The sequence below is a fragment of the Mycobacterium sp. 1245805.9 genome (assembly GCF_001672915.1).
GTDB lineage: Bacteria > Actinomycetota > Actinomycetes > Mycobacteriales > Mycobacteriaceae > Mycobacterium.
In genome coordinates this window covers 1-17,860 of sequence record NZ_LZKR01000020.1, presented here as the reverse complement: position 1 = coordinate 17,860, position 17,860 = coordinate 1, and the positions used below count along the sequence as shown (strand labels likewise).

Annotated in this window: 20 protein-coding genes and 2 pseudogenes; 5 read left to right on the top strand and 17 right to left on the bottom strand. The window is 65.8% G+C overall.

Features of this window, described 5'->3' with window-relative positions:
• Positions 1–7: 7 nt before the first annotated feature.
• The 12 genes and pseudogenes from A9X00_RS03280 to A9X00_RS03225 form a co-directional block, all read right to left on the bottom strand.
• Complete coding sequence (locus tag A9X00_RS03280; protein WP_067149163.1) at positions 8–793, bottom strand: SDR family oxidoreductase; 786 nt, start codon at positions 791–793, stop codon at positions 8–10.
• Positions 790–1,356, bottom strand: coding sequence for a carboxymuconolactone decarboxylase family protein (locus tag A9X00_RS03275; protein ID WP_232006656.1), 567 nt, complete (start codon positions 1,354–1,356; stop codon positions 790–792). Before A9X00_RS03275 ends, A9X00_RS03280 begins: the two co-directional genes overlap by 4 nt.
• Before the next feature lie 14 nt (positions 1,357–1,370).
• Positions 1,371–1,682, bottom strand: coding sequence for a hypothetical protein (locus tag A9X00_RS03270; RefSeq protein ID WP_067149157.1), 312 nt, complete (start codon positions 1,680–1,682; stop codon positions 1,371–1,373).
• 12 nt (positions 1,683–1,694) lie between these two features.
• Positions 1,695–2,540, bottom strand: a complete 846-nt coding sequence (locus A9X00_RS03265) for a TauD/TfdA family dioxygenase (RefSeq protein WP_067149155.1) — start codon at positions 2,538–2,540, stop codon at positions 1,695–1,697.
• Positions 2,541–2,579: 39 nt separating this feature from the next.
• On the bottom strand, positions 2,580–2,915 hold the full coding sequence (locus tag A9X00_RS03260) for a hypothetical protein (RefSeq protein ID WP_232006655.1): 336 nt from the start codon (positions 2,913–2,915) through the stop codon (positions 2,580–2,582).
• A 2-nt stretch (positions 2,916–2,917) separates the two neighbouring features.
• Positions 2,918–4,186 (bottom strand): aromatic ring-hydroxylating dioxygenase subunit alpha, encoded by a 1,269-nt coding sequence (locus A9X00_RS03255; protein ID WP_067149152.1) that lies wholly within the window; start codon positions 4,184–4,186, stop codon positions 2,918–2,920.
• A gap of 42 nt (positions 4,187–4,228) precedes the next feature.
• Positions 4,229–4,972: an SDR family NAD(P)-dependent oxidoreductase gene (locus A9X00_RS03250; protein ID WP_067149149.1), complete on the bottom strand. Its 744-nt coding sequence runs from the start codon at positions 4,970–4,972 to the stop codon at positions 4,229–4,231.
• Positions 4,969–5,241 (bottom strand): annotated as a pseudogene (locus A9X00_RS03245) (2Fe-2S iron-sulfur cluster-binding protein); the annotation flags it as partial. The pseudogene A9X00_RS03245 and the gene A9X00_RS03250, both read right to left, overlap by 4 nt.
• A 102-nt stretch (positions 5,242–5,343) precedes the next feature.
• Entirely contained in the window at positions 5,344–5,796 is a 453-nt protein-coding gene (locus A9X00_RS03240) for a MarR family winged helix-turn-helix transcriptional regulator (RefSeq protein WP_067149243.1), read from the bottom strand.
• Between the two features lie 20 nt (positions 5,797–5,816).
• A complete protein-coding gene (locus A9X00_RS03235; protein WP_067149143.1) occupies positions 5,817–7,064 on the bottom strand; it encodes an amidohydrolase family protein in 1,248 nt (415 codons plus the stop codon).
• Positions 7,061–7,399 (bottom strand): hypothetical protein, encoded by a 339-nt coding sequence (locus A9X00_RS03230; RefSeq protein WP_082974665.1) that lies wholly within the window; start codon positions 7,397–7,399, stop codon positions 7,061–7,063. The genes A9X00_RS03235 and A9X00_RS03230 overlap by 4 nt, the downstream gene beginning before the upstream one ends.
• Positions 7,396–8,661 carry an aromatic ring-hydroxylating dioxygenase subunit alpha gene (locus A9X00_RS03225; RefSeq protein ID WP_067149139.1) on the bottom strand — a complete coding sequence of 422 codons (1,266 nt, stop codon included), beginning with the start codon at positions 8,659–8,661 and terminating at the stop codon, positions 7,396–7,398. The genes A9X00_RS03230 and A9X00_RS03225 overlap by 4 nt, the downstream gene beginning before the upstream one ends.
• 95 nt (positions 8,662–8,756) lie before the next feature.
• On the opposite strand from A9X00_RS03225, the gene A9X00_RS03220 reads away from it, so the two are divergent.
• A complete protein-coding gene (locus A9X00_RS03220) occupies positions 8,757–10,166 on the top strand; it encodes an aldehyde dehydrogenase (RefSeq protein ID WP_067149137.1) in 1,410 nt (469 codons plus the stop codon).
• A 34-nt stretch (positions 10,167–10,200) separates the two neighbouring features.
• Entirely contained in the window at positions 10,201–11,019 is an 819-nt protein-coding gene (locus A9X00_RS03215) for an SMP-30/gluconolactonase/LRE family protein (protein ID WP_067149134.1), read from the top strand.
• Positions 11,020–11,038: 19 nt separating this feature from the next.
• On the opposite strand, the gene A9X00_RS03210 is transcribed toward A9X00_RS03215, so the two are convergent.
• The 3 genes from A9X00_RS03210 to A9X00_RS03200 all read right to left on the bottom strand — a co-directional run bounded on the left by A9X00_RS03210 (position 11,039) and on the right by A9X00_RS03200 (position 13,351).
• Complete coding sequence (locus A9X00_RS03210; RefSeq protein WP_067149131.1) at positions 11,039–11,773, bottom strand: SDR family NAD(P)-dependent oxidoreductase; 735 nt, start codon at positions 11,771–11,773, stop codon at positions 11,039–11,041.
• Complete coding sequence (locus tag A9X00_RS03205) at positions 11,760–12,659, bottom strand: TIGR03619 family F420-dependent LLM class oxidoreductase (protein WP_067149128.1); 900 nt, start codon at positions 12,657–12,659, stop codon at positions 11,760–11,762. The genes A9X00_RS03210 and A9X00_RS03205 overlap by 14 nt, the downstream gene beginning before the upstream one ends.
• A 65-nt stretch (positions 12,660–12,724) precedes the next feature.
• The gene (locus A9X00_RS03200; protein ID WP_067149125.1) at positions 12,725–13,351 is read right to left on the bottom strand and encodes an NADPH-dependent F420 reductase; all 627 of its coding nucleotides are present in this window, start codon (positions 13,349–13,351) and stop codon (positions 12,725–12,727) included.
• A 96-nt stretch (positions 13,352–13,447) separates the two neighbouring features.
• Between A9X00_RS03200 and A9X00_RS03195 the strand changes: the two genes are divergently transcribed.
• Positions 13,448–13,948: a MarR family winged helix-turn-helix transcriptional regulator gene (locus A9X00_RS03195; RefSeq protein ID WP_067149122.1), complete on the top strand. Its 501-nt coding sequence runs from the start codon at positions 13,448–13,450 to the stop codon at positions 13,946–13,948.
• Here A9X00_RS03195 and A9X00_RS03190 read toward each other — a convergent pair.
• The gene (locus A9X00_RS03190) at positions 13,922–14,266 is read right to left on the bottom strand and encodes a hypothetical protein (protein ID WP_067149119.1); all 345 of its coding nucleotides are present in this window, start codon (positions 14,264–14,266) and stop codon (positions 13,922–13,924) included. The two genes, A9X00_RS03195 and A9X00_RS03190, sit on opposite strands and share 27 nt — an antisense overlap.
• A gap of 124 nt (positions 14,267–14,390) precedes the next feature.
• Between A9X00_RS03190 and A9X00_RS03185 the strand changes: the two genes are divergently transcribed.
• Both A9X00_RS03185 and A9X00_RS03180 read left to right on the top strand, forming a co-directional pair.
• Positions 14,391–15,797: an adenylate/guanylate cyclase domain-containing protein gene (locus A9X00_RS03185; RefSeq protein ID WP_067149116.1), complete on the top strand. Its 1,407-nt coding sequence runs from the start codon at positions 14,391–14,393 to the stop codon at positions 15,795–15,797.
• A gap of 71 nt (positions 15,798–15,868) precedes the next feature.
• A pseudogene (locus A9X00_RS03180) lies at positions 15,869–16,503 on the top strand (TIGR03085 family metal-binding protein).
• A gap of 9 nt (positions 16,504–16,512) precedes the next feature.
• On the opposite strand, the gene A9X00_RS32445 reads toward A9X00_RS03180, so the two are convergent.
• Positions 16,513–17,860: hypothetical protein (locus tag A9X00_RS32445; RefSeq protein WP_197515039.1), on the bottom strand; the 1,348-nt coding region annotated here is incomplete at its 5' end.

Here is a 17,860-nt window from a genome sequence, read left to right as displayed (position 1 = left end):
GGGGAAATCACATTGCTACGGCGGCGGACGTGCCTCCGTCGACCGTGAGGACCGTGCCGGTAGTCGTGACCGACGTCGCGAGGTACAGCGCAGCCTCGGCGACGTCGTCGGGCGTGCCTTCTCGCGGTAGCGGTCGATCGTTACGCATCTTGGCTCTCGTTCTCTCGACGAACCGTTCAAGGGCGTCGGGGCTGAGGCCGCTTACCGAAGACGCCAGGATCGGCGTTGGGATCCCCCCTGGGGCAATGCAATTCACACTGATGCCCACGGGGGCGAGCTCGGTTGCGACGCTCTTGCTGAAATGGATGACGGCGGCTTTGGATGCTCGGTACGTCATCACGCCGCTGCCGGGCTGTAGCCCACCGATCGATGCGACGTTGACGATTGCACCACCGTCATGGACAGCCATGTGTCGCGCTGCGGCGCGGGTGCCGAGCATGACGCCCAGCACGTTGATAGACATCACGCGATGGAAGTCTTCGAGATCATCATCGAGGAAGCTTTTGTGCATCTTGCTGGAGATGCCGGCATTGTTCACCATGACGTCGAGTCCGCCATAACGGTCGACCGCGACCTGAACGAGGGCTTCGACTTGCGCGGCGTCAGCGACATCGGTGTGGTGGAACCAGACCCGGGACCCGCATTGGGCGGCCACATCTTGGCCGGCGTTGTCATTGACGTCGGCGACGACGACATTGGCACCCTGCGCGGCGAATTTTTCGACGATGCCTCGGCCAAGACCCGAAGCCCCGCCGGTGACAATGGCGACTTTCCCCGATAGCGAGACGCTCATCGGACGTCTCCCCTTTCGTCCGACTTCTCGTCTTCCACGCCAAACGTGTTGACTGCAGCTGCCATTAGGTAGTAGCCACCGATGGTGAACACCAGGTCCATGCATTGCCGATCGGTAAAGTGACGCGCCAGTTCGGTCCAGACGGCGGTTGAGACGGTGCCTCGATCGACGAGGTCATCGACCGCAGCCAGCACTGCTTGATCCTGGTCGTCGCTGAGAGGTCCGCAACGAATATCCTCGATTTCGGATGCGGTCAATCCGGCACGGAGCGCGATCGGAACGTGGTGGCGCCAAATATAATCGCAGTCCCGCAGGTACACCACACGCAGTAGCGCCACTTCACGTATGCGCGCCGACAGTGTGGAGCTAGTGAGCAGGTAGGCGTTGAAAGGCAGGTAAGCCGCGGTGAGATCGGGATGGCGCACCAGCGTCGACAGAACGTTGCCGGCGCCAGCGGGGTTGGCTCGGTCCGCCGGGATGAGTGAGGCCAGTGCAGCACGGGCGCGGTCGTCCCACTCTTCCGCTGGCAGCGGGGTCAGCCGGAGGGGTCGTCGGCCGGTCACGATGTGGCCGTCCGTCAGAGAGTGGAGTCGCTGATCAGACTCAGGTAACGCATCACAGGTGCCGGATCTGTCTCGACCGCAACCGGTTTGGACATGCGACCCTCGGCGAACGCCGCCCGTAGGTTGGTGCGCGCCGTGTCGACGTCGGTGTCGATCTCGTAGAGCGTGACGAACGAGTCACCATCGGTTTGCCAACGTCGGGCCGACACGAATCCGTCAATTGTCAGCATCTCGGGCACATGCACGCGATCGTGCCAACGATGGTATTCCTCAACCAGTTCCGCTGATGCCGGCTTGCTCTCGACGAACAGTAGTGACTTGGTCATTCACGGTTTCCTTTACTGGATCGGCTCGTCGCCGAGGACGGTCGTGCGGAGCATTTCGCGGGCTGAATGGGGGTCGTAGGGAGCCGCGCGATGGAGCACCCCTCGGTTGTCCCAGATGACGGTGTCCCCGACCGCCCAGGTGTGGCTGTACACGTTCGCAGGCCCGGTGGCGCGCTCGAGGAGTTCGGCCAAGAGGGCGCGCCCCTCGTCGAGGTCCATTCCGACGACGTAGTCGGCCGAGGCGCCCAGCACCAGTGACTTGCGGCCGCTGCGGTGTGTCCACACCAACGGGTGCTCGTGGGTACGCCGGGATCGCCATCGCGCCAACTGTTCTGGGGTCGGATCCGGGGTGACGCTCCGTTGTGAGGCTTCCAGGGAGTGCACGACACGCAACGCGCCGAAACGGCGCTTTTCTTCGTCGCTCAGCATGTCGTAGGCCGCGTATGAGTTGGCGAATTCGGTTTCACCGCCCCATTCGGCGACCTGCACGGCCGAAAGGACGGTGGCCTTTTGGGGATACTCGTCCCCCAGCGGGGTGCATCCGTCGATATGCCAGTCAAACGTGGCCCGAAGATAGTCCGCCGAGGAGTTCTTCGATTTGTCCAGCGTGATCGGGTATATCCCGGGCACGGGGTGGTGTCCATCGGAGGAGTGATCGACCTCTCCGAGGCGGCGGCAGAAGGCGACCTGGGCCTCCGGTTCGAGCCGGAGCTCCGGGAAGACCAGAACACCGTTGTGCTCCAACGCATCCAGGATGGCCTCGCCGACCGGGTCGTCGGAACTGAGCCGGGCCGGATCCAGGCCGGTGACTTCGGCGCCGACGGACTCGCCGAGCTTGGTGATGGTGAGCAGACTCATGAAAATCCCTGCCTGGCCTTCCTTGTGGTCATGCGGATGTCACGGGACCGGTTCGTCGGTGCGGATCATGACCGCATCGGCGGCATCGGTCGGAACGGGCTGGTGCATGACCTCGACCGCCATGGCGACCATGATCAACGAATAGATCAGGTGCAGCAGGTTGAGCGCATCCTCGGGTAGGTCGTCGAGCGGGAACTTGTCGCAGTAGTCGATGGCCTCTTCGAGGCGCGGGAAGAACGCATCGTAGAACTCGTGCATTTCGGGCATGGTGCTGGCCACCCGCGCGTTCCAGCGCTCGGTCTCGGTGGCCAGGCACCAGGTTTGGGCATAGCGCTCCAGCTCGGCGAATGCACTGGGCAGCAGGGCGTCCGGCACGATCAGACCCCCGCCGGCGCCGGAGCTTTTTCGCGTTGGTATGCCTCTACCCAGTCGACGATGACCTTGTGCAGGTGGCGCACCAGGATCTCCTGGTCGTTCAGCGGGAACTCGTCGACGACGCCGTACTCCAGTGCGGCCTGCGTTCCGCCGAGCATGCCGGCGTCCTGCAGCGCGAACTCCTTCAGCACCACCGCGGCGACTTCGTGTTCGACGCGTTCCCGGACGGTGCGGGCCGGGTGGAAGTAGGTGTAGGCCTCGAACCGGTGGGTGTTGTACGACGTCGGCCAGTACCGGTACAAGAGATACCAGCCGCCGTAGATCAATATCTCGGTGTTCGGGAAGATCTGGAAGTTGCTGATTCCCCAGGGCTCAATGCCCCCGGGATTGAGGCCGTCCGGGAGCTCGCCGATATCCGGGGTGCGCCACGGGCCGACGAGGCCGCTCTTGGTGGCCCGCTCGATGGGATACATGAACTCCGGCGGCAGCAGCCAACGGCGCCGTCCCGCGGTCGACACCAGCCGGTGCGGGCCGTCGAGTTGGAAATGCCCACAGGTGAATCCGGACTTAGGGTCGCGCACCTCCGCCGGCACCTGTTGTGGGTGCAGCGACGGCACGTGGTAGTACTCCTGGAACGCGTCGGCGAAGATCTTCCAGTTGCTGTTGTTGTGCGCCACCCACTCGTAGCGCTCGGTCAACTTGCCGAACGGGTAGTCATCGAGGCCGGTGATCATCGGACCCAAGAACTCACGCAGGCTTTGACGCGGTTCGGCATCAAAGTTGATGAATATAAAGCCATTCCACACATCGCAATGCACCGGCCGCAATCCGTAATCCGCGACGTCGAGGTCGAAAAACTCCTCCGGCTGCTGCACGAATGTCAGCGCACCGTCGAGGCCGTACCGCCACCCGTGGTACTTGCAGGTGAACTGACGACAGGTCCCGCGGGTCGCTTCACCGGGAAAGTCGTTCCACACCAACTTGTTTCCCCGGTGACGACAGACGTTGTAGAAGGCGCGAATGCGATCGTCGCGGCCCCTGACCAGAATCACCGACGTACGTGCCACCTCGATTTCCTTGGTGACATAGCTACCTACGCGGGGCAACTCCTCGACGCGGGCGACGTTGAGCCACGCCCGTTTGAACACGGCCTCGCGTTCCAGTTCGAAGAACTCCGGCGACGTCGAGTCTCGAAACGAGATGGGGCCGGTCCCCAGCTCGGGATAGTGCTCCGTCCAGGATCCCTCCGAGGGCCTTCCGGACCGCGTCATCGTGAACCTCCCTGTGTCATCATGCTTTTGAGACCAACCACGTCACATCACCGCGCCGCCGTTGACGCCCAGCACCTGACCGGTGATGAAGCCCGCCTCGTCGGAACACAGAAAACCGACCGCCGCGGCGATGTCGGCTCCAGTGCCCAGACGGCCCATCGGGATGTTCCTGGCGATCTCCTCGTTGGACTTCACGAACCCCGCCTCCTGTGCCTGGAGCTGCATCGGCGTTTCGATGCCCGACGGCGGGATGTTGTTGACGGTGATCCCGTCCGCCGCGTACTCGCGGGCCAGCGATTTGGTGAGGGTGATGACCGCGCCCTTGGACGCCGCGTAGTGGGCGGCGAACGGCGATCCACGCTGGGCGCTCGACGACGAAATCATCACGATCCGGCCCCATTTCGCGGCGACCATGTCGGGAATAGCGACCTGGCAGCAGTGAAAGGTGCCCGTCAGGTTGACGTCGATGATCTTGGCCCACGACTCCGGGGTGATCTCGGTAAACGGGGAGTGCCCGAACATGCCCGCACTCGTCACCAGGATCGAGACCGGGCCCAGCTCGCTGCGCACCTTGGCGAACGCCTGCTCGACGGCGCCCCGGTCCGTGACGTCGGCGCCGACTCCGATGGCCGTCACCCCCGCCGCGCGCAGGTCTTCGGTAACGCGTTGCGCGGCTTGCTCGTTGACGTCGAGAACCGCGACATGGTGGCCGCGCCGGCCCAGCTCGTGGCACGTCGACTCACCCATGCCCGATGCGCCCCCGGTCACCACGCAGACCTTGTTCACTCGTACACCACCCGCACCGTGGGGCTAGTCGGCAGCGCCTGACAGGTCAGCACCCAGCCCTCCTCCACCTCGTCATCTTCAAGCGCGTCGTTGTTGATCATCCGGGCGCTGCCCTCGGTCAAGCGGGCCATACACGTTCCGCAGTTCCCGACTTCGCACGACGACGGGGGGCTCAGATCCGCCATGCGGGCCGTCTGCAGCAACGTGTCGCCAGGACTGTAGGTCACGGTGACGGTGCACCGGTCGAGCTCGATGGTCACCTCTGCCGTGCCGACGTCGGGATCGTTCGGCTGCACCGTAGCGCGGGAGTCTTGCATCGTTCGCCACAGTATCAACTACTTGCGATTAATCTCAAGTACTAGAGACACAAATCAGCTCTCGATGTTGTCTTTGAACAACTCGTGGCCGGTGCCCTTTTCGACCACCCTCGCGAGCAGTTCACGCAGGGTTTCCTGCTCCTCGCCGCTGAGTACACCGAAGACCTCCTCGTGCGCGGTCAGGGCGTCACCCAGCACCCTGGCCACGACGTCGCGCCCTTCGTCGGTGAGATAGGCCTGCAGAATGCGCTTGTGTTGGGGGTCCTGCTTGCGTTCCACCAGGCCGCGGCGCTCGAGCGCGGTGAGAGCCAGTTGAACACCCTGCGGGCTGATCAGCAGACGCCGGGCGAGTTCGGCGCCCGATAGTCCGGGTTCGTTGGAGAGCTGACGCAGCACACCGATCTGGGCCGTGCTGACACCGTGGCTGCTGATCGCGTCATTCACGCTGGTCAGCGAGAAGTAGAACGCCTGCTTGAGCAACCACAGGAGGTTCTCGGTGAGTTCCATGCCGGTCTCCTTGTCCCGATTCACGCGGTCAGCTCCTTGAAAATCCGGCCGTCCTTCATGACGAATGAGACGTCCAGCGTGGTGGCGATGTCCTGAGACGGATCACCGGGCACGGCGATGATGTCGGCGAGATAACCCGGCGCCAGCCGGCCCAACTCGTGGTCGGCCTCGACGAGTTCGGCCGCCACGACCGTCGCGGCCCGGATCGCTTGCATGGGGGTCATGCCGCGCGCCACCAGCGCCCCCAGCTCCTTGGCGTTCTGGCCGTGCGGGATTGCCGGTGCGTCGGTGCCGCATGCGATCCGGACTCCGGCCGCAATTGCCTTGGGCAGCATCGCCTTTGCGCGGGGAAAGACCTCCTCGGCTTTCTTCCGAAGTTCCGGCGCAATCCGGTCGATCGCCATCGCCTCCGTCAGATAGGTGGTGGAAACCAGGAAGGTGCCGTGGTCGACCATCATCTGGATCGTCTCGTCGGTGGCCAGAAACCCGTGTTCGATGCAGTCGATCCCGGCGCGAATGCACGCCTGGATCGCGGTGTCGCCGACGGCGTGCGCGGCGACCCGCACCCCGGCGCGGTGGGCCTCGTCGGCGATCGCGGCGAACTCCGCATCGGAATACTGTTGGGCGCCGGGAGCGGTGCTGTGCGACATGACGCCCCCCGACGCCGAGACCTTGATCAGCTTGGCGCCGTGGCGAATCTGGTAGCGGACGCAGGCGATGACGTCGGGCACACCGTTGGCGATGCCCTCCGCGATCGACAGCGGCATGATCCCGGGTGCCAGCCGCTGAAACACCGTCGGGTCCAGGTGCCCGCCATAAGGGGTGACGGCATGTCCCGCGGGATAGATGCGGGGGCCGATGTGCCAGCCCTGGTCGATGGCACGCTGCAGCGCGACGTCGAGCAGGTAACCGCCGGTCTTGACCATGAGCCCGAGGTTGCGCACGGTGGTGAAGCCGGCGTCCAGCGTGGTGCGCGCGTTCACCGCGCCGCGCAGTGTGCGATACGCAGGATCGTCCTGCACGCCGTGCATCGGTGCCGGGAGTCCCTCGGGGCCGCCGGGGCCGCCGATCAGCAGGTTGAGTTCCATGTCCATCAGGCCCGGTAGGAGCGTGACGTCCCCAAGGTCCACCACGGTAGCCGAATCCGGCTGTCGTCCTTCGGGATTGACGGCGCTGATACGCTGCCCGTCGATCACCACGACCGCCGGGGAGCGCACCCGACCGGCGTCGACGTCAGCCCAGCGCGCTGCCCGAAGGACGATCGTCACGGCACGGGCTCGGACACGCAGTCCAGGGTGGAAGCACCGGAATCGGGAACGCGGGGCTGCTTCCAGCACTCCACCGGGAATGACACCATGATCATCGAATACAGCAGGTGCATCAGGTTGAGGACGTCGTCAGGCAAGTCATCGAGGGGGAACTTGTCGCAGAAAGCCAGGGCCTCCTCGGCGCGCGGGGTGATCGCGTCGTAAAAGGCTTTCATCTCGGTCATGGTGCTGGCCAGCCGTTTGGCGTAGCGCTGGGGTTCGGTCGGCAGGCACCACTCCGCGAAGGGCTCCAGGTCGGCGAATTCCGTTGGCAGCATGGCGGACACCGCGTTCACACTCCCGCCTTGGTTCGTTGATACTCGTCGATCCAGGCCGCGGTCTCCTTGTGCAGGTGGCGCAACAGTATTTCCTGGTCGTTGAGCAGAAACTCGTCGATCGCCCGTGACTCGATCATGCTTTGGGTCGCCTCCAGGGTGTTGGCGTCCTGCAGTCCGTACTCCTTGAACGTCACCGCCGCCAGTTCCTGCGCGACGCGGTCACGCGGGGTGCGTGGCTGCGGGAAATACAACGTCCCCTCGAACACGTGGCTGTTATACGACGTCGGCCAGTAGTGGTAGGTCAGATACCAGCCTTGACCCCAGAACAGCATGACGAAGTTGGGAAACAGCTGGAACGAATCCAGGCCCCACGGATCGCATTTCGCGGGATTGAGCCCCGCCGGCATCTCCCCTAGGTCCGGCTTTTCCCAGGGGCCGAACAGCCCGCTGCGGCAGATGTCGTCGATGGGCTTGCGCATCTCGTCCGGCATCTCCCAGGCCCGCACCCCCGACGTACTGACCAGCCGGTGCGGACCGTCCAGGCGGTAGTGCGGTGCCTCGAAGCCGGCCTCGGCGGCCGCCTTGGAGTACGCGGTCGGCGACTGGTTCGCATGCAGTACCGGCGCATGGTAGAACTCCTGGAACGCGTCCATGTAGAGCTTCCAATTCGCCTTCACCTGCGACCTGTAGTGCCAACGCGACGTCAGCTTCCCAAACGGGTAGCCCTCCAGCGCCGTCACCATCGGCCCCAGAAACTCGCGCAACGACTGCGCCGGCTCCTGCGCGAAGTTGATGAATATGAAGCCTTCCCAGACGTCGCAGTGCACCGGCACCAGCCCGTAACGGTTCTTGTCGAGGTTGAAAAACTCCTCCTCCTGTTGCACGAACGTCAGGTTGCCGTCCAGGTCGTAGCGCCAGGCGTGGTACTTGCAGGTGAATTGGCGGCACACGCCGCTGGTCTCCTCCAGCGGCATGTCGTTCCAGACCAGCTTGTTGCCGCGGTGCCGGCAGATGTTGTGGAAGGCGTTGACCTCTCCAGAAGCGTTGCGCACCAAGACGACCGACGTGTTGGCTACCTTGAGCTCCTTGGTAAAGTAGCTGCCCTTACGCGGAAGCTGTTCCACCCGGCCGACATTCAGCCACGCGCGTTTGAATATCGCCGCCCGCTCCAATTCGTAGATCTCCGGGCTGATGGAGTCTTCGTAGGACACCGGCTCGGTGCCCAGTTCCGGGTAATGCTGGGTCCAGCTGCCCTCGGCGGGCTTGGGAAAGCGAGCCACAACCTCTCCTGTCCGTAGGAGTCCGTCGGGCCGACGGTATATGCTGATCACCCGAATCGCAAGTAGTTGATACTCGCCAGACGAAGGGTCACCAGGTGCGGTCGCAGGCCAAGCTCATCGAAGTCATCTCACCCCACACCGAGCAGACAATCGCCGAGGTTCCCGCCGCGACACCCGCCGACGTCGACGAAGCCGTCAACGCAGCGCGCACCGCCTTTGACACGGGAGCCTGGGGCGCGAGTAACCCATCGGATCGCATCGCCGCGGTCCGCCGGCTCGCCGACGTCTACGACCAACGGCGCACCGAGATGGCCGAGACGATCACCGCCGAAATCGGCGCCCCCATCACCTTCGCCCGGCGCGCGCAGGTCGGTCTGCCCGCCATGATGATCCGCGCATTCTGCGACCTAGCCGAGCGCCATCAATGGCAAGAGAGCCGCGCCGGCTTTTTCGGCGCCGATGTGGTGGTCCAGAAGCAACCGGTCGGCGTAGTCGCAGCGATTGTCCCGTGGAACATGCCGCAATTTCTGATCATCACGAAGCTGGTGCCCGCGCTGCTGGCCGGGTGCGCGGTGGTACTCAAGCCCGCACCGGAATCGCCTTTGGATGCATTGCTTTTAGCGGAGATGATCGAACAGGCCGGTCTGCCCAAAGGCGTGGTCAGCGTAGTGTCCGGCGACGCCGCGGTTGGCGAACTCCTCGTCACGCACCCGAAAGTCGACAAGGTGTCGTTCACCGGATCCACGACCGCGGGCCGGGCGGTCGCTGCCGCATGCGCCGCCAACCTGACCAAGGTCAGCCTCGAACTCGGCGGCAAATCCGCCGCCATCGTGCTCGACGACGCCGAACCCGACAAGGTGGCCACCGGCGTCCGGTCGGCCAGCCTGTCCAACAGCGGCCAGATCTGCAACGCGCTGACCCGAGTGCTGGTGCCCGCGCACCGCCACGACGAGTACGTCGACGCGCTCGCATCCGAGATGGCCAACCTCATTGTCGGCGACCCAAGCGATCCCGCCACCCAACTCGGCCCCCTGGTCTCGCAACGTCAGCAACGACGTGTCCGCGACTACATCGAGGTGGGTGACCGAGAAGGCGCCCGGCTCGTCGTCGGTGGCGCCGGGATGCCCGACGGCCTCGCACGCGGGTGGTACGTCCTACCCACCCTCTTCGCCGCCGCCGACAACGCGATGCGCATCGCGCGCGAAGAGATATTCGGGCCCGTGATCACCGTCATCCCCTACCGCGACGAGGACGATGCGGTGGCGATCGCCAATGACTCCGATTACGGACTGGCCGGATCGGTGTGGACCGCGGACACCGAGCGAGCCTTGGCGATCGCCGCGCGCATCCGCACCGGCACCCTGGGGATCAATCAGGGCTACACCATGGATCCCTTCGCGCCGTTCGGGGGCGTCAAAGCCAGCGGTTACGGTCGCGAACTGGGCCCGGAAGGCCTCGACGGCTACCTGGACACCAAGTCCATCGCCGTCTTGCCCGGCGGATGACCACCTACCAGCGGCTCCTCCTAGGATCTTTGCCATGCCCGGCATCCATGCCCTGGTCACGGGGCGCTCCTTCTTGGAGGGTCCGCGTTGGCACGACGGGGCGCTATACGTCTCGGACATGCACGGTGACGCCGTGTTGCGCGTCGGCGAAGACGGTGATGTTCGCACCGTGGTCGAGCTGGAGCAGCCGTCGGGGCTGGGCTGGCTTCCCGATGGCTCGATGTTGATCTCTTCGATGGCACGTCGCCACGTGATGCGCTTCGACGGTTCGGGTCTTGCCGTCCACGCCGATTTGAGCCCGTTCGCGTCCCACGAGATCAATGACATGTGCGTCGATCGCCACGGCCATGCCTTTGTCGGCCAGTTCGGCTACGACTACGCGGCAGGCGACGAGCCGGTGGCCGCCGCCCTGTTGCGTGTCGACCCGGACGGCTCGGCTTGCGAAGTGGCCGACGATCTCCAATTCGCCAATGGCATGGCGATCACGGCCGACGCGTCGACGCTGCTGGTGGCGGAGAGTTTCGGACGTCGCATCACCGGATTCGAGCTGGCGGACGACGGCTCGCTTGATAACCGACGCGTCTGGGCCGAACTCGAGGATTTTCCCGACGGCATCGCCATCGACGAAGACGATGGCGTCTGGGTGGCCAGCCCGGCGTTCGACCGGTTCGTACGCGTGATCGCTGGCGGCGCGGTGACGGCGACCATCGACACCCCCGGTCGCCACGCGATCGCGTGCGAACTGGGCGGTGCCGACGGTCGCACCCTGTTCATGCTCACGGCCACCACGCTTGGGCAGCGTGCCGAGTCGCAGACCGCGATGGGCGCGGCCATCGAAACGGCCCGCGTCTGAACGGATTAGCGCCGCATAGTCAGACCGCGGTGGTGCCGCCGTCGACCATCAACTCCATCCCGTTGACATAGCTCGAGTCGTCCGAGGCGAGAAACAGTGCGACCGATGCAATCTCCTCGGGGCTACCCATCTTTCCCCGCGGGATGATGGCTTCATACTGTGCCTTCGTCTCCTCGTCGAACAACTGCTCCTGTATCGGCGTGGCGACCTGGCCCGGGGTCAGCACGTTGACCCGAATCCTCCTGTCCTTCAACTCGTTCAACCACACGCGGGCGTAGGCGTGCAATACAGCCTTGCTGGCCGCGTACACGCTCCAGTGAGGAAAACCCTTCACCGAAGCGATCGACCCCGTCATGAAGATCGAGCCACCGTCGTTGAAAAGCGGCAATGCCTTCTGCACCGTGAAGAGCGTGCCCCGTGCGTTCAGCCCGAAAGTCGCGTCGAAGTGCTGCTCGGTGATCTCGCCGAGCTTGCCCTCCTCGCCCATCCCCGCGCTCACCCACAACACGTCGACGGCGCCCTTTTCCCGCCTCACCGTGTCGAACAACCGGTCCAGATCGTCCAGGTTGGCCGAATCCGCTTGCACGCCCGTCACATTCCGGCCGATCAGCTCGACGGCTTCATCCAGCGCTTCCTTCCGCCGACCCGAGATGAAGACGTGAGCTCCTTCTTCAACGAACAACTTGGCACCGGCCAGCGCCATCCCGCTTGATCCGCCCGTGATCACCACTACCTTGCCGTCAAGCTTTCCCATCATCACCCCATCGATCGATTACCTGGCTGGCGAAGTCGAGCATCTGGTCGAGGCTAGAAAACATCGCGAAGGCGTCCACGATTCCCTCGTCGGCCCCCGACCGGGCGAGGCGCTCGAGCCTGAGCGCAACCGAGTCGACGGACGTGCCCGGTTCGAGGTTGATCCGCATGGCCGTCTTCAGCGCGTCAGGGTCGCGGCCGGCGTCCTTCGCCGCCCGGCGCGCAATCGACCAGAGGTGGTCGGTGACCTCGTCCTGCAGCCCCTCGACCCCGAGCCAGCCGACGCCGCTGCGGCCGACCCGGCGCATGGCGGCCTCGCTGGCACCGCCGATCCAGATGGGCGGACCGCCGGGCTGGACCGGGCGCAGGTCGGCATGGACCGGCGGCAGCGAGAAGAACTCGCTCTCCCAGGACACCGGGGTGGTCGTCCACCACTCGTGCAGGAAAGCCAGCACATCGTCGAGCATCCGCCCGCGCCGGCGCCAGTCCGCGCTACGGGCGATGTCGTGTTCGTCCTTCATCCACCCGATTCCCACGCCAACATCGAGGCGGCCGTCGCTGAGCACGTCGAGCGTGGTCAGCAAGCGGGCCAGGTGCACCGGCTCGTAGTAGAACGTGCTGAGCGTGCTGGCGTTCAGCCGCACTCGGCTGGTCGCCGTCGCGGCGACGGTCCACAGCAGCACCGGATCGAGGTAGCGGGTCATCTGCGGTGGGTACGGCTGCTCCTTGCCCGGATAGGTGCTGTGCATATCAACCGGCGTGACCAGTCGATCGCCGACCCACAGCGTGTCGTAACCGAGGTCCTCGAGCCCGCGGCAGAACGCGCTCAGACCAGCGGCGCCGCCGATAGCGGGCCCGACGATGGGAAGTGCGAAACCGAGCTTCATAGCGAATCCTTTCAGTGATCCATCAACCATTCTTTGGGCGCACGGCGCCCCCGTTGGTTCGCGGCTTAGCTCGGAACAGCGGCGCCGAGGGCGAAGTCGAAGTTCCCCACCCCGTGGCGGGCGAGACCCATCACGACCAGGCCCGTTCCCTCCAGCCAGTGCGCCATGTCCAAACCGCCGACGTCCAGCGGGCGCAGCCCAAGGCTCTCGATGAACTCCGCCACGCTCGCCTTGGCGCGCGCGTCGTCGCCGGCCATGAAGACGTCGAGCGGCCGACCCTGGGCCAGGACGACGCCGAAGATGGTGTTGAACGCCTTCACCACGCTGGCGCTGGCCGGGGCCGCCTTGGCGACTTCCTTCGCGATCGAGGTGTCATCGGGGATGGCCAGCCCGTCGGCCGCGGCGTTGAAGGGGTTGCTGATGTCGACGATGACCTTGCCCGCGAGGGCGTCTCCATATTGGGTGACGACCGGAACGACGTTGGCGTACAACACGGAAACGATGACGATGTCCCCGGCCGGGACGGCGCCGAACTTCCCCGGCGTGGCGCCGCCGCCGAGCGCCTCGGCCAGGTCGGCGGCCTTGGCCCGATCGCGGCCAATGACCTCGACGCTATTGCCGCCCGCTACCGCCAGTGCGCCGATGGCGCGGGCCATGTTCCCGGTGCCGATGATGCTGATGCTGCTGCCCATGAGGTGTCCTGTTCTGATTGACCGGCGAAAAGGTTGACTCCTCAACCTTAAGCACGCTTTGTTGATGCGTCAACCAACCGGCTAAGATGGACGCCGATGGAACCGAACTGGCTGACCCCGCGTGAAGACCGCGCCTGGCGCGCCTTCCAGCACGCGCATCACCAGCTCGGCGTGCACCTGAACCGGGGCCTGCAGAAATCAGGCCTCTCCGCGGCCGACTACCAGATCCTGGCGGTGCTCTCCGAGCACGACGGCGACCGCATGCCCGCGCACGACCTGTGCAACACGCTGGGCTGGGAGAAGAGCCGGGTCTCCCACCAGGTGCGGCGCATGGAGAAGGACGGGCTGATCTGCCGCCAGCCCAACCCCGACGATGCCCGCAGCACCATGGTCTGCCTGCTGCCGGCCGGCCGCGCCGCCATCGAGAAGGCGGCGCCCCGGCACGTAGAAGACGTCCGCCGGAAATTCATCGATCTGCTTTCCCCGGCGGAGCTCGACATGCTCGCCGCCCTCAACGAACGCCTCCTGCATCACTTGGCCAACGACGACGACTCCGCCGAAGACGAGCCCTCAGGACGACAACCCTCGGCCCCCTAGCCACAGCGGGGGCTCCTGGCCGTTGTACATGCTCTTGGGCTGCCATCTCTGTCTGCGCAACAGGCGACCGGCGTGGTGCTCGGCGACATCCTTCAGGTACTCGATGTCGTCGCTGGTCCACGGGTGCTGGCCGGTCCCGTCCAACCACCACCTCGGTTGGCCGTCCTGCTCATATCGGGTTATCCGGTAACGCCAGGCGACGTGCCTACCCTTGGCGTCAATCTCCCAGTCCAGCAGCCGCGGGCGGACGGCCTCGGGCGTCGACTCGAGAGATTCCCAGGGGTGGGTTATGCGGATCTCGACAAAGTCGCCACCCATGAAACAACCCTAATCGAATTGATCGGGGCCGCATCGGATCAAAATCGATGCGACTTGTGTTGAACTGTCCGGTGTGTCAACAAAGCTTTAGCCGCCAGGTTGCGGTGATCTTTAGGTTGGAGTCATGAGCGACCTCCAGTCCCAATTTTCGGCCCTGAAGCGAACCGCCGATCGGGACATCGCGGACGCTATCGCGCGGCTGATCGAGGACGGCGAGGATTCTGAGCTCAATCGAATCAACGCCCTGGACTTTTCCAAGCGCACCGGCTTCGACGAAGAGAAGGTGATTTCCGGCTTCCTGCATGCCTCGCGGCTTGGCCTGTTCGATCTCACCTGGAACGTGCTGTGTCCCGGTTGCAGCGGCGTGCTGGACGCGCATGACACGCTGAAATCGCTGCGCGACGACGACTATCGATGTGGACTATGCGCCTGCGGCTACGAGCCTTCCGTCGATGAGCAGGTCGAGGTGGCGTTTACGGTCAGCCCGAAGGTCAGGCGGATTGCCGCCCACGATCCCAACACGCTCCCGCTATGGGACTACTACACGCAGGTGTTCTGGAGTTCGGGCATCGATCTCGGCGGGGATTCTTTTGCTTCGCTGACCGGGGAGTCGACGTTGGATGCGATGGAGCTGGCCGCCGGCGAAAAGGCCGTGCTGTCCTTGGAGCTCCCGCCACAATTCATCATCGTTTTCGAGCCGGTGACTCATACCGCACATTTCATCGACGTCCAGGGCGAACCGACCGAGGAAAGTCAGCAGCTCGGGCTGACCTTCAACAAAGCCCATCCGCCGACCGAGTCGATCACTTTGCGACCAGGCCCGTTGCGGCTCGCAGTCGACAATCGATGCAGCGTGCGGACACTGCCCACCGTCTTTGTCGCCGACGAGCTCCACAATGTGCTGGCCAAGCGCAGGCCGTTCCTCACCGCCAAGCGAATGCTGTCGAATCAGACGTTTCGCGATGTGTTCAAGGCTGACAACCTCACCATCGATCAGCGCCTCAAGATCACCTCGTTGACCTTTTTGTTCACCGACCTCAAGGGTTCGACCGCGCTTTATGAGCGTGTCGGTGACCTCGCCGCGTTCGACTTGGTGCGCGCGCATTTTCATGCGCTCGTGGAAATAATCGCCGCCGAAAAGGGGGCCGTCGTCAAGACCATCGGGGACGCGGTGATGGCGACCTTTGTCCAGCCGGACCACGCGCTCGCCGCGGCCTTGCGGATGCGGGCGGCGATGGACAAGCTCAATGCCGAGCGCGGCAGGACCGACCTGATCGTAAAGATCGGCATCCATGAGGGGCCGTGTCTCGCGGTGATGCTGAACGAGCGGCAGGACTATTTCGGGCAGACCGTCAACATCGCGGCGCGGGTGCAGAGCCTGTCGACCGCGCAGGAGATCCACATCACCGGTCCCGTGATCGACGCTCCCGGCGTCGCGGCCATCCTGGAGAAGGAGTCGATCCGACCGGTTCGGAAGGAGGCCGCCCTGCGCGGCATCGCCGACAAGATCGTGGTGTACGAGATTCCATAGCTCGCCGACCTGATGGGCGGGTAGCAATCAGGTGTAAGCGTCTGTTAGGCCCCTCGGCCTATCGTGGGGCGATGTCGATAGCCCAGCGCGAACGTTCCGCCATAGTCGGAATCATGCGGGCGGTGGGACCGGATGCTCCCACCCTGTGCGAAGGCTGGACCACCCGCGACCTTGCCGCGCACCTGGTCGTGCGCGAACGCCGTCCTGATGCGTTGCCCGGCCTCGTCTTCGGGCCGCTGGCGTCACACACCGCGCGCGTGCAAGACCGGTTGGCCGCCTCCACGACGTACGAGGACCTGGTCGAGCTGCTTGCCTCCGGCCCGCCGGTTCTTTCGCTATTCAAGGTGCTCGACCCGCTGGCAAGTATCCACGAGATGTTCGTCCATCACGAGGACCTCCGCCGTGCGCAAACCGGCTGGGAGCCAAGGGAACTCGACGCCAAAACCACAGCCGCGGTGAGACGGCGCATCCCTTGGGTCAGCCGGGTCGGGCTGTCGAAGTCGATGGCTGCGCTGCCCGCTCGACTCACGCTGCGCACCCCGACGGTCGGACGGTGGTGGCGGTAGGCAACGGTTCGCCGGTCTCTGTGACCGGCGAACCGCAAGAATTGTTGCTCTTCGCGTTCGGCCGCAACGCCGTTCGCGTCAACTTCAAAGGGGACGACGACGTCGTTGCCGCGGTGCGGGCAGCCAAGCGAGGCTTTTGAGCGGTGCGGTTACGGGCCGCCGTTTCCGCCGCCGCCGCCAGTGGCGTTGCCGGAATTCCTGTCGGCGCCACCACCACCGCCGCCACCACCGCCACCAGCACCGGCATTACCGCCGGCGCCGGGGTTGCCTCCGGAACTGCCTATGTTGCCGTCGGTGCCGTCAGCCCCGGCGGCACCACCATGACCACCGGCCGCGCTACCCACGCCTCCGCCAACCCCTCCGCCGTCGCCGCCGGCCCCGGCAATGCCGCCGACGACACCGCCGCCGCCTCCGCCACCGCCACCGGCGGCGTTAGGGAAGCCCGAGCCACTGACGCTTGCGCCGATGCCGCCGCGGCCGCCGCCGCTGCCGACGCCATTGCTGCCGTTGCCGCCGGTGGCGCTGGCGGACTGGATGGTCGCCGCGCCGCCGCCACCGCCGCCGCCACCGGGCCCGCCGACGGTGCCGGCAGCGCCACCACCGTGGCCACCGCCACCGCCGCTGCCCTGGTAGCCCTGGATGTTGGTGGTGATGCCGCCGTTACCGCCGGTGCCGCCGGTGCCGCCGTGACCCCCGCCGGTGCTGTCGCCGCCGGCGCCGCCGCCGCCACCGCCGCCACCGGCGTTGGGCCTCGCAATGTTGTCGCCGGCGGGAATGCCGTTTCCGCCGTTGCCGCCGTTGCCGCCGTCGCCGCCGTTGCCCGCCGCACCCGGGCTAGCACCGGCCCCACCTGCGCTGCCGCCCAGCCCGGCGTTACCACCGTTGCCGCCATTACCGCCTTGGCCGGCGGTCCCCGTGACGACGTTGACCCCGGCGCCGCCCTGCCCGCCGTGGCCGCCGTCGCCCCCGGCGCCGCCGCCACCGGCGTGGCCGCCAAACCAAGCCGAGCCCTGACCACCGGCCCCGCCCACACCGCCGTCGCCGCCGTGCCCGCCGGTCCCCCCGGCGGAGGTGGTAGTGCCGGCACTCCCGGTGCCGCCAAGTCCGCCGACGCCCCCGGCACCACCGGCGCCGCCGTTGCCGAACAACAGCCCGGCGTTACCTCCTGTGCCGCCATTGCCGGCATTGCCGCCTGTGCCACCAGCGCCCATAGTGCCGACCGCTCCGGTTCCGCCGACACCGCCGGCCCCGCCGCTGCCGAGCAACACCGCGCTTCCGCCCATGCCACCCGTGCCGCCGGCCCCACCGGTTCCGCCCGTACCGCCGTTGCCCCACAACAACCCCCCGGTGCCACCGGGACCGCCGGCGGCTCCGGCTCCGCCGACACCGCCCGTGCCGCCGCTGCCCGACGCGGCCCCGGCGCCCCCGGTGCCGCCGTTGCCGCCGTTGCCGCCGTCGCCGCCCCGGGCGGCGGGGGGGGCCCGGCGCGGGTGGGAG